The sequence below is a fragment of the Verrucomicrobiia bacterium genome (assembly GCA_035946615.1).
Lineage (GTDB): Bacteria > Verrucomicrobiota > Verrucomicrobiia > Limisphaerales > UBA8199 > DASYZB01.
The window spans coordinates 1-15,182 of the sequence record DASYZB010000022.1; the positions used below are offsets into that span (position 1 = coordinate 1).

Annotated in this window: 12 protein-coding genes; 3 read left to right on the forward strand and 9 right to left on the reverse strand. The window is 57.0% G+C overall.

The genetic code is table 11. The annotated features are described in order from the left end of the window. The 8 genes from VG146_03340 to VG146_03375 form a co-directional block, all read right to left on the reverse strand. Positions 1-249 (reverse strand): hypothetical protein (locus VG146_03340; protein ID HEV2391377.1); only part of this gene is annotated, 249 nt, incomplete at its 3' end. 19 nt (positions 250-268) lie between these two features. Continuing rightward, positions 269-1,135, reverse strand: a complete 867-nt coding sequence (locus tag VG146_03345) for a prepilin-type N-terminal cleavage/methylation domain-containing protein (GenBank protein HEV2391378.1) — start codon at positions 1,133-1,135, stop codon at positions 269-271. Position 1,136: 1 nt separating this feature from the next. Further along, positions 1,137-1,319, reverse strand: coding sequence for a hypothetical protein (locus VG146_03350; protein HEV2391379.1), 183 nt, complete (start codon positions 1,317-1,319; stop codon positions 1,137-1,139). Positions 1,320-1,322: 3 nt separating this feature from the next. After that, on the reverse strand, positions 1,323-2,129 hold the full coding sequence (locus VG146_03355) for a hypothetical protein (GenBank protein ID HEV2391380.1): 807 nt from the start codon (positions 2,127-2,129) through the stop codon (positions 1,323-1,325). 480 nt (positions 2,130-2,609) lie between these two features. Next, entirely contained in the window at positions 2,610-3,740 is a 1,131-nt protein-coding gene (locus VG146_03360; protein ID HEV2391381.1) for a hypothetical protein, read from the reverse strand. Positions 3,741-4,700: 960 nt separating this feature from the next. Continuing rightward, positions 4,701-5,663 (reverse strand): hypothetical protein, encoded by a 963-nt coding sequence (locus VG146_03365; protein ID HEV2391382.1) that lies wholly within the window; start codon positions 5,661-5,663, stop codon positions 4,701-4,703. An 878-nt stretch (positions 5,664-6,541) separates the two neighbouring features. Beyond that, positions 6,542-7,966 (reverse strand): hypothetical protein, encoded by a 1,425-nt coding sequence (locus tag VG146_03370; protein ID HEV2391383.1) that lies wholly within the window; start codon positions 7,964-7,966, stop codon positions 6,542-6,544. A 142-nt stretch (positions 7,967-8,108) separates the two neighbouring features. Next, on the reverse strand, positions 8,109-8,855 hold the full coding sequence (locus VG146_03375; GenBank protein ID HEV2391384.1) for a LuxR C-terminal-related transcriptional regulator: 747 nt from the start codon (positions 8,853-8,855) through the stop codon (positions 8,109-8,111). 324 nt (positions 8,856-9,179) lie between these two features. Between VG146_03375 and VG146_03380 the strand changes: the two genes are divergently transcribed. Together VG146_03380 and VG146_03385 are read left to right on the forward strand one after the other, a co-directional pair. Beyond that, complete coding sequence (locus VG146_03380) at positions 9,180-10,217, forward strand: PocR ligand-binding domain-containing protein (protein HEV2391385.1); 1,038 nt, start codon at positions 9,180-9,182, stop codon at positions 10,215-10,217. 252 nt (positions 10,218-10,469) lie between these two features. Beyond that, positions 10,470-11,687, forward strand: coding sequence for a PAS domain S-box protein (locus VG146_03385; protein ID HEV2391386.1), 1,218 nt, complete (start codon positions 10,470-10,472; stop codon positions 11,685-11,687). A 2-nt stretch (positions 11,688-11,689) separates the two neighbouring features. On the opposite strand, the gene VG146_03390 is transcribed toward VG146_03385, so the two are convergent. Next, a complete protein-coding gene (locus tag VG146_03390) occupies positions 11,690-13,780 on the reverse strand; it encodes a protein-disulfide reductase DsbD domain-containing protein (GenBank protein HEV2391387.1) in 2,091 nt (696 codons plus the stop codon). Positions 13,781-14,033: 253 nt separating this feature from the next. Here VG146_03390 and VG146_03395 point away from each other — a divergent pair, with 253 nt between their 5' ends. Beyond that, positions 14,034-15,170, forward strand: coding sequence for a phospholipase D-like domain-containing protein (locus VG146_03395; protein ID HEV2391388.1), 1,137 nt, complete (start codon positions 14,034-14,036; stop codon positions 15,168-15,170). Positions 15,171-15,182 lie beyond the last annotated feature (12 nt).

Sequence of the window (15,182 nt, forward strand, 5' to 3'; positions counted from 1 at the left end):
CGGCCTATCGCGCGGCCAATGGATGTCGTTATGATATTCGCGCAGGTTGAACGAGGGGAACAATGCGATGGCTGACAACGCCACGAGAAACGTTGCCGCTTTCACCGCCAGGGCCGCCAGCAGAAGGTTGCGCCGAGCCGGACCCCAGAACCGCGCGGCGCCAGGCCCCTCGACCGCCGCAGAGCCTGCCCCGCGGCCAACCGGCCCCTCACCAGCCACTGGCCCGCCTATTTCGCTTTCACGTTTCACCCTTCACTTGTTCACCCATTCAGAACGGCTCTCCTGTCACCACGTTCGACGATGTCCTCTTCTGCAGCCACAGGATGTCCTTGTTCCCGGGCTGGTTCCGGCTGCCCGCCCGCTTGATCTTCGCACCAACCGCCGTCCGCGGATCGGTCCACTTGTGAATCTCGGAATGGGCATCAGCAAAGGCGATGCCGCAGGCGAAATTATGATAGCTGCCCGGCACGTCCACCCACGCCGTCGGCATCGCCATCGAGACCGCGAACTGCGCGTCGTTGATGCTGTACTCGTCTTCGTCCAGCAACACCCAAAGGCCAGCCGGCCCGGGGGCCGTCATGTCGGCAAACTTCCCGTACGTCCGCCACGGGTCATTCGCCTTGTTATGATGCTTGCCGTCCAGCCACGGAGCGTCCACGGCGGACAGCGGCGGCAGCGGCTTGGTCCCCACCGCCTGGCTCATCGAGAAGGTTCGCACCCGGGGATAGCTCACACCGGCGATGATTACCGTGCTATGATCGGCCGGACAGTGGTAAAGCCCCGGGTTGTTTCCCGTGTACAGCGCCAGCTTCGCATAACGGGGGTCCGTAAGAAAAAGGGTGTTGGTTGCCTGCTCGGGAATTTTCATCGTGCCCGCGACCCAGCTCGAATTGGTGCCGTGCTCCGGGTTGGGCGGCAACCAGTCGTTGTAATCCGCCGCGTACAGGTGAACGGCCCGTATCATTTGGTGGCCATTGTTCATGCAATAGACGCCCTGCGCTCTGCCCTTGGCGCGATTCAACACCGGCAGGAGCAGCGCCGCCAGGATGCCAATAATCGCAATGACCACCAGCAACTCGATCAGCGTGAAACCGCACCCCGGTCCTGCGCTTTGAACTCTGCATTTTGCCCTCACCTCACCCCGCCCAGTTGAAGTTCACAAACTGCTTCACCGCCTCGTCGATACGCCACATCAGAGGCAGGAGCACCGCAGCCTCGACGAACGGCGCCCCATCTACGGCTGAGTTCATCATCCCATCTATCGAGCTAACATTGGCCAGCGCGTTCACGGCAGAATTCTTGGGAAAATGTTCGTCCATACCTCAGCCAGCCCAGCCGAAATTGACCAACTCCTTTACCGCCCACACTTGCAACGCGGCTAACCAGGCCACGTAGTACCAGAAAATCCACCGCTGCTTTGTCTTTGCAAGGAGTTGAGCAAGCACAATAAAAACGGGAAAACAAACCATTATGTACCGCCTATAAGACATAAACCAGCTCGTGCCGGCAGGAATGAGGCCCGCTGCTAATGAATACAGGAACCATGCGCGGTTTCGGCGATAAATCCAAGGCAGGAGCAACGCTAGAAAAATGAAAAAGAGGCGATCGAGAGCCGAATCAGTCATGCCGTCCACACTGCCTATGTGGAGAAAAGTCCGAACGAAACCACCCACATTTAAGATATTCAAGACAGAGGGCGAGTAAGGATATGCCTTTTGAGCCTCAAAACCATCCAGAGCATTTCCAGTCCATGCGTACATAAGGGCAAAGTAGGAAGCGTACCCAAGCAACGGTGCCAAAACAAGCAGCCAGTACCCCAATCCCCTTTTGCGATCATGAAGATGCCAAGCAAGGGGGACGACTGCAAAAACGCCTATCGCTTTTGTCAATGGCATCAAAAAGCTAGTGATACAAACCCAAAAATGCCGTTCGCGAGCGAGTCCCCAAAAGAACACCATTACCATGATGAAGTAAAGCGACTCGGTATATGGAAACGAAAAAAATACAGCTCCAGGAAAGGCAAGCAAAAGCACAAGCGAGTCTCCGGCTACCCTATTCCCAAAATCTCGTTCGACCAACTTGTAAAACATCCAAAAGGACAATACTGACATTGCATTGCCGAGAATCATGGCAGCAATCAGCGGGTTTATGAAAATCCATGAGGCCGCCCGAATCGCCGCGGGCCAGAGGGGGTAGAACGCACAGGACGGAGACCCCGGCTCGTATCCTTTGGTGGCCAAAACCAGGTAATGCGCGCTGTCCCAAGCGGCAAGTCGGCTTCCAAAAGTCCGATCTCCCGTTGGAGGCCACCGTGCAAAAGCAAAAGAAAACTGTTGTATATCGAATTCCGAACACAGTCCGAGCAACACCGCTGTGGCTAGCAGGATTTTGCTGGCAACAATGCTTTGCCATACGGGCAGGTTCCTCGCGCCCTCCCTCACACCGCATATCTCTCGACTCCTACCGAATCTTCCTGACAAAATTTTGCACAGAGTTTTTCGTTCACGCAAATGAGTGGTTATTGTCGAATGCATGATCTCAGCCTGTGCAGGACGACATATAATAGTTCCTCGCGCGTGGAGTAAGGCTTCGGCGCAACAGTTTTGTCATTACCTGGGAATGTGTCGGAACGAGGTCGCTCGGTTCCACAAATAAGACAGCGCTGGAAGACACAGAAGGCCCAAGACGACGCAAGCAGCGATAATTCTGCCCGATCGACTTTGATTGAGGACTGTGCGATGAGAATGACTCAAGCGCTGATACATCAATATGGCATCTCTGTTCGTGGACATACGCAGAAGCTCACTTGCAGTTGGGGAACGATAGCCCATAATGTACGCGAATGCATTCGAATAGCGGTACTCGTTTACGATGTAATTCAGCGGAACGTCGATTTTCCCGAGCGAGGCCGGAGACCTGTAAGTGCTCCCGTAGTTGGAGAAACGCCATAACTCTTTGTACAGGTCGGCTCCGGAAGCGCTCTGGACCTGCATTTCCGCGTTCTCGGGGACCCATCCCAGGCCATCGCGGTAGGCGGGTTCTGCGTCCCAAGTGGCGCGAGAGCCGTCGCACTGGACTGCAGAAATCCTGCGGGGAAACAAGTTACATTGGGGATCTAGAAGGATTTCCCAGTGCCCGCTACATTTCTCCCCGATTGCATCGCCGCTGAGCGTCAACAACCCGTTGGCCGCCGCAGCAATCGCCACGTTTGTCAGTGAAAGTAGAAGATTTTCGAAGGCGGCTGGAACGATTGGATGGGGCAAGCCTAAGGATTTTGGTGGTTTGGAGCGCATCTCAACCTCGCCAGGCACGAACCTGGCACGGTCCCCGCCATATGAGTATTGCCTCACATACAAAGTTCTGGTGCTGACTTCGAAATTGTTGGACACTAGCATTTCGCCGGGCCGCGCACCGCTGACGGAGATCAACGTGTTCTCGATGGACACGCCTTCACCGAACACTCTGATCGCGCCTTCGCGGACTTCCACTCTTTCGGTAGGGAAATTCCCGGAGCGGATCATCTGCAACTGATACGCCAGGTTTGTACGGTGCGAGGGATTGGCCAAATCTTCGCCCAACTTGGAAATCAGCGAATTGCTGAGAAAGTAAGTCGTGGTCAGATCAAAGGCGACTTTCCATGCTCTCTGGTTAGTGCGTTGAATCTCTATCGCACCGACGATGCCGTCCATACCCAACGGAGCAGGAACTATTCTACTTGGCAGGTGTGCGCCGATGAGCATAATCAACCAGGGTTCCAGCCACGTGTGCCTCAGGCACCTCAGGTTTGCCTTCATCATCGTCTGCTAATTAGTTCTCCGGATGGCCGCCCTCCACACTCTGGGGCTCCCTCGTCAGAAACGGGCAGCCAAGAGTGGGATGAGACCTCCTCTGCGCCCGTTCCGACCTGGCGGGGTTAGTAGCAAGGGGGCCCGTCAACGTGGGCAGTTTGGTAATCTTCAAGATTTGCGGTATTCCAGGCGCACGAGGTGCCTACGCAGAGCATGTCTGCAAATGTGGGCACCGATGCCGAGACGCAATTTTCCTGCGGAGTTGCTGGTCCCCAACAGCCCGCATCCGTGATCGTTCTTGAGGAGGTGCAATTAGGGCATGCGGGGGTGCTCCAGGGTCCGATTACGCAATTTGGGTAAGACCCACATCCGTCGGCATAACCAACATCGATCAGAAAGCCCGTTGAAATTGCCGCGACCAATACAGTTAGGAGAACGTTCTGTTTCATAATTTACCATTGATTATAGATTAGTGGTTCCTCAGATTCACATTTCTCTGGTACCTCGGTCACATACAGGGGTTTGTATAAGTCCCCGCGCTTGTCGTTGTCCAGCCTGTGCACTCGCACAAGCTTACAGCGTAGTTAGAAGGAGGCACTGGCTTTACAACAACCCAGCCACAAGAGCCGGCTTGGTTTGCAAATGAACACGTGGTTCCGCTAGGAGGCGGACAAGAGGGTTTGCTGCCGTCATCACAGTACATGCAGCCGGTGTAGATTGTCTGAAAGCAGCCGACAGCCGGAGGTGGAGGAGGCAGTATGCAACTGGTTCCAGATATGATACAGGGATTTCCAGATGTCGTGTTTGGCTTCGTATAGCAATCATACCCTGCAAAAACAGGCAGGCTGAGCAAGGCGCACACTATTAACGCCATTCTTAACAATGGCGAGCATGTTAATGACCTCATTTAGTTCATCCTTTCGTTAGTGGTTTTGTTCTCATTTTGTTTAATGCGAAACAGGCCAAAGGAAACAGTAATACACAGGCGATCACTAATAGCCCGGCAGCCCGCGCAGTGGAAGAAGCACTACCGGCTCGCTTTCGTTTCAGGAAATATTTCACGCTTTCGGTTGAACTGGCCACTTTGGCGCGAAAGAGATCCGCCAACCTCTTGTCGCTTTGGGAGGGCCAGGACCCGTCGGTGCTTACGTAACCTATGAAATCAACCCCGACATCACGCTTGGAAAATCGAAAGTCGGCAATTGAAATTGGACGATCGGATTTAGGCACCACCTCCTCCTCCGAGGCGCGAGTTACAGTCCTGGTTTTCCCTTCGAAGAGGACGACAAGCGCCGGGCCAAGATAAACAGCGCGAGGAGTATATCTTGGGTAGTATCGTCTGACCTCAAACTCGGATGGCAGCACGAGCCCGTTCCAATTTGTTGTGCGCTTCACCTTGTATTCGCCGTAAGCAAAGCCTGGAGGATATTGAAAAATCGCAGTTTCAATTGCTTTGTTAGGGACAGCGCTAAGCAGGTTATTGTTTGTGACGGCCCTCTTCTGGCAGCCCGGATCAACGATGTAATTCACTTCCAATGGCAGGAAAGGAGGCTCGATTGACCTTTTTACTTCGCTCCCGCAGGTCCACATGTCGGCCTCATTTCTTGGCAATCCCCAACAGCCCGGGAGAGTATCGTTTGTTCTTTGATCGAGGTAAGGGGTAGAAGCGAACGCCAGCCACGGGATAGCGGTTTGCCAGGATACATCCAGTGGATACAAACCTGGCGTAATCCAGCTTGGCCGGGGGCGTTGAGACCACGCCTCAGCCTTTTCCATGTCGTAAAGAATGGTGTATATATTCGTCCCATCGCAGCCGCTCACGGTGAAATTGGAATTTGCAAAATAACCTCGAATCTGCCACAAATTGTGCCACACAGACACCGAAAATCTCGAAGGAATTGTCTGCTGAGACGCGCCGGTGGGTCCGAAAATCGTTGCCCGGATATCACCCTCCAGGTGGAATTGAACGGCGCAACAACAACAGGAAACGCAGCAGCCGATTGCTACTCCCACCCAGCTCAATTTGTTTGCACTGGCGATCGCCACGACCTCGCTCAAGTGCGGCTTCTCTGGTGTATCAAATGCCATTTAGTATCAAGAATTAAAAATCCACAGCTAAGCGATAAAAGATATGCAATAATTCCCTTCGCGATCCAATCCGTCACCTGTGGCCTCAGACCCAACCAATCCAAAGGGCCGCCAAGGCACGGACAGGGTGCGGCATATCCGACTAGCCAAAGCCCAACCCTGTACGCCAGGAAGAGCGAAGCAAGCCAGACCAGTGAGCGGAGTTTAAACGCTACAGGCAGCCTAACGAGCAAAAGAGAGCCGATCAGCATCTCCAGTAAGGCTGCACAGGCTATGGTTATTCTGTTGCTTGCGAGGGGGACAAGGGGATCGGTTAACGCCATGTAAGGAACAGGGCGCAGAATGCCAAACAGCTTTAGACTAGCCGTGCAAAACAGAATAGCAACGGCACTATTGATGAAATACCCTTCCAAGCTTTCCGGTAGCGTCAATTTCGTGCTCGGATTCATACAGCTATTATTGGGACCCGAATGGCGCGGATATCGGATACTCGGCCTTGCGCATTGCGTTGCTCCGTTTCCATCACGCGTTCATTAACGAGCAATGTTGCCTAAAACGCAAAGCAAGAATCGGGGCAAATTAGGGTACAGGCACGGTGTTCCCATTGGGTGTGCGTCATAAACCCACAAACGATCGTCCGGTGCAGGAGCGCCTGCAAGGTTCGGTCAAAAGAGCATGCGCGAATACACCTCGCCCAGCCCGAGCAGGGCCGCTAACGCAATGACAGCGAGGGCGCCCCGGCCGGCCCATCCGGCGCGCTGCCAGAAGTGGCCGCCGCCGAGCCCGAACAGGCAGGCAAACGGCACGAACGCCTGCGCGAAGAAGCGCACGTTCTGGTTGCAAGCGAATGGGAACTGGAGAGCGTAGGCGACTGTGATTGCCGTCTGGCACCCTGCCAGGTATAGGCAAACGAACCAAGCCGGCTTGAGTTCAGGCCGTGGTCGGACCAGGATGCCGGCGGCGAGCACGAGCAGCATTCCCAGGCAGCTCCAGCGGAGAAGCAATGACCACTGGAAATGATACTCCTGCATCCCGTACTCATCGTAAAGCAGGCTCGTGACCAGCGCCGTCGGGTAGGAATTCCACATCGGCGCGTCGTAATAAAAGCGGCCCCCGATGAAAGCAGGCAGGTCGAACGAGAAGATGCGCTGCAGGGAGGGGGTGTGGATGCGCAGGTAATCCGGCAAGGCGGCGTTCACATAGAGCGGGTTGCCGGTCTGCATTGTATTCCGAATCCACCAGGAAAGCTGCCAGAGCCCCGCAGGCAGGCCGGTCAGGTAGGCTTTTTGCAAAGCCAGCAACCAACCGCTACGACGCCATTCGGACCAGCAGACCAGTAACAATGCGCCGCCGGCAATCGCCAGCGACGACCCCTTTGTGGCGAGCGCGGCGGGCAGCAGCGCCGCCAGCCACCACAACCAGCTCCTTTCGCCCGAGCGGACGAATTCCGCAGCCGCGAGCATGACACCGGCGCCGAGCAACGGCAGGAGCACGTCATTGTTAATCCGGGCGGCGAAGAACAAGTTTCCCGGCAGTAGCGCCAGGGCGGCCAGGGCAGCGGCGGCCTCCACCCCGCTGAGATGCAGGCGGCGGAAAGCAGGCAGCCCGAGAGCAATCGTAGCCAGATACAGGGTCGCCGAAAGGAACTGAACGGGACGGAACGGGTCGTCAAAGGAGTAATGTGTGAATGGGATGCGCCAGAGCGCGGCAGCGGCATAGTAGAGCGGCGGTTGCCAGGTTTCCCAGCCTTGCTGCACGCCGGGCAAGGCCAAGCGCGCGGAGAGATGATCAATGTACTCGCGATGCCCGCCTACGTCATGTTGCCGTACCGAGGGAGTGGTGACGTCCACGTACTGCAGCGCCAGCAGGCCCGCCAGCGCCACAGGCCAAGCCACCCAGGCGCCGCAACCGCACCGGCGCGCCAGCGCGAATGCCCCGGCGCCCCAGAATACCAGCACGAGCGCCTTCAACCAGGTAACGCTATGGGCCCCTTTGATGTCGAACCAGAGGAGCAGCAAGAAGGCGGTCCATAGGACAAGATTAGCGTCCCATCTATCAGCGGTTTTGCTTACAGGGCGTGGTTTTAACATTGTGATTCGCGGCCCGCGCTGGAGTGTGGATCGTCAGGGCGTCGAGTGTGTCTGCAGCACTTGGGCCCCCACGCTTCTTGCTCAAACGCTCCACGCTCACACGACACCGAGCCGAGAACCGAGTTTGCTGTTGCACGATCCCTTACCCTAGCGCGCTGTTCAGCCGCCCGTAATAAAGCCGCCTTACGGCGCCTTGGCGGTTGTGGACGCTGAGTTTGTGGTAGAGCCGCTTGAGGTGCGTATGGAGCGTGGGATCGCGCAGCCCGATGCGCTCCGCAATTTCTTTTTCCTTCAGTGATTGGAGCAGGTACGGAGCGATGGCGCATTCCAGCGGGCTTAGGTTAAAGGAGAGCAGGCGGCCTGCCTGGGATTGGACATGCCGCACGAGCGCCTCCTGGGCCAGCTTGCAAAGAAAGCCCCTGCCGTGAGCCGCGCTCACAACGGCGCGCTCAAAATGCTGCCAAGGCGCGGTTTCGACGATGTAGCCATCCGCGCCCGCCGCGATGAACCGCGCAATCTCCGCAGGAACGCGACTTTCGCCCAGAATGATAACCGGGAGCTCGGACGCCGCGAGTTTGACCTCACCGAAACCGCCGCGAGTGGGGCGGACCTGGGAACTTGCAAGCAGTAGCAGGCTGGCGCGCAGACCGGAGAGGGCCGCCGCGGCTTCGGACAGGCCCGGGTAATCGCGCAAAAGCCACCCGTGAGCGGCTGCTACCCGCTCAACGCGCGTGCGCGTGCCATCGCACGCCCCGGCAAGAACAACCCGAATACGCGGTCCTTTCGCGCCAGGGGAAGGCAGGACCGAGCCGGCGCCAAGCGATGCAGGGAACCTCAATGCCGCGGAGTCCGCAGACTTGCCTTTCGGATACTTTTTCCCAAGTTCCATTCATTTCCTCGCTTTCTTTCCCTTCCGCCGGCCGCCGGAAAAAGAAACACTCCCGTGCGAGCGGCTCGCCCGTCGCCTGATACGCCCCATTTCTACGAAGATTTCTCAGTTCTATCAAGTCAAGAAATGGAACTCGTACTCGTCACAGCCGATGTCGGGCATGGTTATCCACCGCAACACTCTCCCACTGGAGTTCTGCGCCTTTCCACGGCGCACTAAAACAGGCTCTAAGGGAATCCCTTAGCCCATCTGAGCCTCTCCCCCAAGTCACAATCAGGCACTACCCTAATTGTCTTGACTGCCGGCTTATCGTAATTTGCTCATGTGCAAACAACAAATGTTAGGCAGGACTCCGAAACCGCATTGGCATTTAGCCCGCCCAACGGGGCTCCCAGTATCCCCGCCCCGCGTTCGGGGCAGGCTGGCGCCGCGCCGGCCGGGCTTCGGGGGCCCGGATTCAAGGCGCGCCCCAACGGCTCTGGCGACCGCGCCTTGATCGAGGCGCTGGTCAATTCGAAAATCTTTCAGGATTATGAGCGGGCGTTCACCGAAGCGACGGGCCTTCCAGTGGCATTGCGCCCGGCCGAGACGTGGCAACTGCCGCATCACGGCAAGCGCAACGAGGGTCCGTTTTGCGCGTTGATTTCCGAGAAAAGCCGCGCCTGCGCATCTTGTTTGTCAGTGCAGGAAAAGCTGTCGGAACTGGCCAGCCACGAGCCGCATACGGTTTCCTGCCCGAATGGGTTGTCGGATACCGCCGTGCCGGTTCGATTAGGAGACCGCTTAATTGGGTTCCTGCAAACGGGCCAGGTCTTTCGCAAGAAGCCGACGGAGAGCCAATTTGACAGGACTGCCCGGCAGATTTCGGATTGGGGCGTGAACATTGAGCCGCAGGCTTTGAGGCAGGCCTATTTTGCCACGCGCGTGGTTCCAACGCGCCAACATGAAGCAGTGACGCGGTTGCTGGCGATCTTCGCCCAGCACCTCTCAATGTTGAGCAACCAGGTCATTGTGCAGCAGGAAAATTCCGAACCGCCGGTGATTACGCGGGCCAAGGAGTATATCCAGGAACACCAGACCGAGAACCTGCGCTTGAGCCATGTTGCCAAGGCCTGCAACACGAGCACATTTTATTTTTGCAAGATGTTCAAAAAGGTAACCGGGATCAACTTCACCGATTACCTCTCGAGGGTGCGCATCGAGAAATCCAAAAACCTGTTGCTCAATCCCAACCTGCGGGTGAGCGAAATCGCCTTCGAGGTGGGATTCCAATCCCTGACGCATTTCAACCGGGTATTCAAAAAAATCCTGGGCCTCTCACCGACCGAGTACCGAACGCAATTGCTGGGAAAACGCGCATAAAGGGCGCGAATCTTGGGGGAACCGCGAATGGATGCCAATGAATGCGAATTTCTTTAGTCGAAGGTTGTCGGTCGAAACGCCGGCGGTAGGACAATAACAAAGAACCGGAAGACTGCCGGGCAACTGTCTTTCGCGTCCATCGGCGTTCATTCGTGGTTGCTAACGCCAAAGGATCAAGGATGACTGATAAACTGCGGAACCCCTCATCCCTCATCCTTTCATTTCCTCCCTCATCCCTCATTCTTTGATTGCATGCGTGATCATACCGGGATGAGTCAGGGGACCGAAGAACGGCTGCGGGCCATCTTGCAGACGGCAGTCGAAGGCATCATTACCATCGACGACCACGGAATCATCGAATCGATTAACCCCGCCGCCGAAAAGACGTTCGGATTTCGCGCTGAGGAGGTGATCGGAAACAATGTCAGCATGCTGATGCCCTCGCCGGATCGGGAACGGCATGATGGCTATTTGGACAATTATTTGCGGACAGGTCACGCCAAGATCATCGGGATTGGGCGCGAGGTAGTCGGCCGAAGGAAAAATGGAGAATTGTTCCCGATGGACCTTGCGGTGAGCGAGGTGCGTTTGGCCGATCGCAGGTTATTCACCGGGTTTGTGCGGGACATCACCGAGCGCAAGAAGGCCGAAGCAAAACTCGCGGAGCTGGCTCAAACGCTGGCGGAAAAAAACAAAGAACTCGAAACGATTGTGTACGTCGCTTCGCATGATCTCCGCTCGCCTCTGGTCAATATCCAGGGCTTCAGCCAGGAGCTGTCGCGGGCTTGCCAGCGCCTTCAGGCGCGGCTCGAAGTTGGACCTGCCGGCTCCGGGCTCGCAGCCCCAGCCGCACAGCAGAAGCGCGGCTCCCCCCCGGCAACGTCCGACGCGGAACTGCATGCTCTCTTACAGGAGGACATCCCCGAGGCGCTGGGTTATATCCAGGCTGGTGTAGCCAAGATAGACGCCTTGCTTTCGGGTTTCCTGCGTTACTCGAGGCTCGGGCGCGCGGCCCTGAACATCGAGCGGCTCGATATGAACGCGATGATGGCTGCCATCCTCCACTCGATGGAATTTCAAATAAAGAAAGCCGGGGCGAAGTTGCAAATCCATAACCTGCCCAATTGCCTGGGCGACGCCACTCAGGTTAACCAGGTCTTTTCCAACCTGCTGGATAATGCGCTGAAGTACCTCGAGCCGAAGCGGCCCGGGGTCATTTCGGTCTCTGGCCGGACTGAAGACGGCCGCTCAATTTATGAAGTGCGCGATAACGGCATGGGGATCGCCCGCCAGCACCAGGCCAGGGTCTTCGAAATCTTTCATCGCCTCAACCCCGATGCCGGTGAAGGCGAGGGCCTGGGACTCACCATCGCCCAACGCATCCTCGAACGGCACAATGGCCGCATCTGGATTCAATCCGAACCGGGCTGCGGAAGCGCCTTTTTTGTTTCTTTGCCTGTGGCGGATTGAAGCTATTGCCCCGCGCGATCCAGCGCCGCCACCACCATTCCGGGCGTAAGGGCTTCGGGCAAAACGCTCGGCGGGGCGTTTGGGTCCTTCGGATAAACCAGGACCAGGGGCACTCCGGCGCGGCCATAGCGCTTGAGTTCGTCAGTAATGTCATCGGGCACGCCCGTATAATCACCCAATAAAGCAACAGCATTAAGCTGGCGAATCTTTTGACGAACGGCGGCGCTTTCGAGGGCGGGTTTGATGATTGTATTGCAGGTCAGGCACCATTGCGCGGTAAAATCCACCAGCACAGGCCGACCTTCAGCTCGGGCGCGGGCCAGGGCCGCCGGGCTCCAGGTCTGCCAGGCAACGCCCCGGGCATTTGCCTCGATGCCAGGCTGGGCCCGGGCCAGGTCGATTGGCGCGAGCAGCCCGAGGTGGTTTTCCAACGCAAAAAAGTAAGCCGTAACAAGAAGCACCAGGACAGCGGCAATGGCAATAACTGGCCGTGCCCGATGGCGCTGGACGAATTCTCCGTAAACCCACGCGGCAAGGGCGACCATGACGAGGAATATCGCCAACCACCACGAGCGCTCGCCATAATGCACCGAGGCCAGGCTGTAAAGCCAAACTGCTGCAGCGAGCATCGGAAAGCCCATGGCGATTTTAAATCGCTCCATCCAAGGCCCTGGTTTAGGGAGCCCTCTTAGCCAGGCAGGCTGGCAGCTCAATAGAACGTAGGGGAAGGCCAAACCAAGCCCAATCGTCAGAAACACCAGCACAGTTAGCGCCGCCTCTTGACCCCGGGCAAAAGCGAACCCTACGGCGGCGCCTAAAAAGGGCGCGGTGCAAGAGGTCGCCAGGACGGTGGCCAGCAACCCGTTGAAGAAGGCCCCTGCGGGTCCGTGTTTCCCGGATAATCTCGACGCCGCATCCAAGGTCCCTCCGCCCAAGTGTACCTCGAAAACGCCAAACAGATTCAACGCGATCAGGGTCACCAGAGTCGTCATGAAGACTAGAAAATAGGGATTTGCAAACTGGATGCCCCAGCCGGCCTTGTGTCCCGCTGCTTGAAGGGCGATAACCAACACGGACAGGATGAGAAATGAAACCAGCACGCCCAGGGCGTAAATGAATCCTAATTTGCGCGCATAGCCGGGATTGGCTTTGGCCTGGCCCACGAATCCCAGAATCTTCAGCGCGATTACCGGCAGCACGCACGGCATCACATTGAGGATAAGCCCGCCTATAAAGGCATAAATGAGCTTCTCCCAAAGGGGCGGCAGAGGAACGGCGGAAAATTCGGGAGTGCCGCTGGAACCCGCCGCCAAGGCGTTGGGCGGCCCAAGACGGGCTTGAACGTCGTAAGCCAATTTGCTTTTGGCGGTAGTTTGGACCAGCACACCTGTAATGACATCGGGCCATGGACCGCTCGATTTCTTGACTACTTTGCTAAGACTGATCTCGCCGGGAGGCGCCGGGACGCGCTGGGTCGCAGGTTGCACCCCGAACGAGTCGCTGCTGTCTGGGAAAAAGTCCGCGTCACTGGCTGGCTCCGTGGAGTTCCACTCGATGAGGAGGGTGCGCTCATCGCCTTTTGCGGGAGCTTCCCACCATGCGCGGAGGCCAAGGATGTCTCCCGATTTTGGCATTTGGTTTTGCCATTGTTCTAACAAGGCGGCAGCCGCCGAGGGGGTCGTTTGTTCCCCAATGTTAAGAACACCTTGGACTTCCTCTTTCCCAGGGATGCATAGGCTTTTGCATTCGAGCCATGACACCGTGGCTCGAATGGTGATTGGGCCGGCAGGCAAATTGGAGGACAATGTGAGCAGCGCCAGCAGGACGGCCTGGTTCTTATAAATGTAAGTCGTTAGGACTGAATCCACCAGCTTCTGGGGCGCCGGCCACTGAACAGGTCCGGCGGCAACCCCAGGGGGCAACTCCCATTCGACCTTGGTGGCGATGCCGGAATCTCCGGGATTCTTCCAATAAATGTGCCAGTCTGGGTCCATTTGGAGAACGATCCCAGCCAGCACAGTATCCCCGGGGCGGGCGTTCTGAGCCGCAAGGACCAGGCGCGCCTGAGTATGGGCCGCTTGTGCCGCCGGCACTGCCGCGTTTAAGCAGATTATAAATAAAACCTTCAGCATGAACCGCACGTGAATAAGATGCCTCAATTCAGCGAAATGGAAATCGTTTTCGGTTTCTGGTAATGCCTCAGTGACTGCGGGGCTGCCGGCTGAAGCCGGCGTTCCGGACGCGCGGAACGCCGCCTTTAGGCGGCAGCGCCCCGCCGTCACTAACCGATTACGGTTTCTGACCTGACCTATTGCCAAGTGCTTGTGGGCATTTTACTCTTTATTGATGCCAACCCAGGCAACTGATGCGACCTGCAATTGGCTTTGCACGGGCGAGGAGTTCTTTGGCGCAATGCTCGAGGCCATCGACAGAGCGCGCGAATCGGTTTGCCTTGAAACTTACATCTACGCATCGGGCGCCCTTGGGGAAAGGTTCCTTGATAAGTTGGTCGGCGCCCGGCAGCGAGGCGCGCGTGTCCAAGTGCTGATTGATGGCCTTGGGTCCTACGGATTGTCCGAGAGTTTTTGGAAGCCGCTGCGCGATGCAGGCGGCGAGGTGCGCCAATTCAACCCGATTTCGTTGCATCGTTGGGGCATTCGCGACCACCGCAAGCTCCTGGTCTGCGACCAAGGCATCGCCTTTGTCGGCGGGTTCAATATCGCGCCTGAATATGAAGGGGATGGCGTGAATTGCGGCTGGTGCGATATCGGGCTGCGGATTGAGGGCGCGCTCGTCAGCCGGCTCGCTGCGGCGTTCGATGAGATGTTCGCCCGCGCTGAGTTTCAGCATAAGCGGTTCATGCGCCTGCGCCCCATCACGGCCTCAAAAAGCATTCTCACCCCACAGGAACAGGTCTTGTTGAGCGGACCGGGCCGGAGGCGCAATCCCATCCGGCGCGCCTTGGGGGCCGACCTGGGGCGGGCGCGCTCCGTGCAAATCATGGTTGCCTATTTCCTCCCCTCCTGGCGCATCCGCAGACAACTGATGCGCGTTATCCGCCAGGGAGGCCGTGTCCAACTCATATTGGCAGGCAAATCGGATATAACGATCTCGAGGCTGGCAGCGCAGAACCTGTACCGTCGTTTGCTCAGAGGCGGAGTCGAAATCCATGAGTATCAGCCTCAGGTCCTTCATGCGAAGCTTATCATCATTGACGGTATCGTGTACATCGGCTCGGCTAACCTGGACCACCGAAGCCTGAGCATCAATTACGAGCTCATGGTGCGTTTTGAAACCAAAGACTTCGCGCAAAAGGCGCGCGAAGTCTTTAACGCGAATCTGAAGGAATCTCGCGGAGTAACTCTGAATGATTGGAAAGAATTGTCATTCTGGCGTCGATTTAAGCAATCGTGGGCTTACTTCCTCCTGGTCCGAATCGATCCCTGGATTGCCCGATGGCAATGGCGGGCCTTGCAGGATTGAGAACGTGCTCTC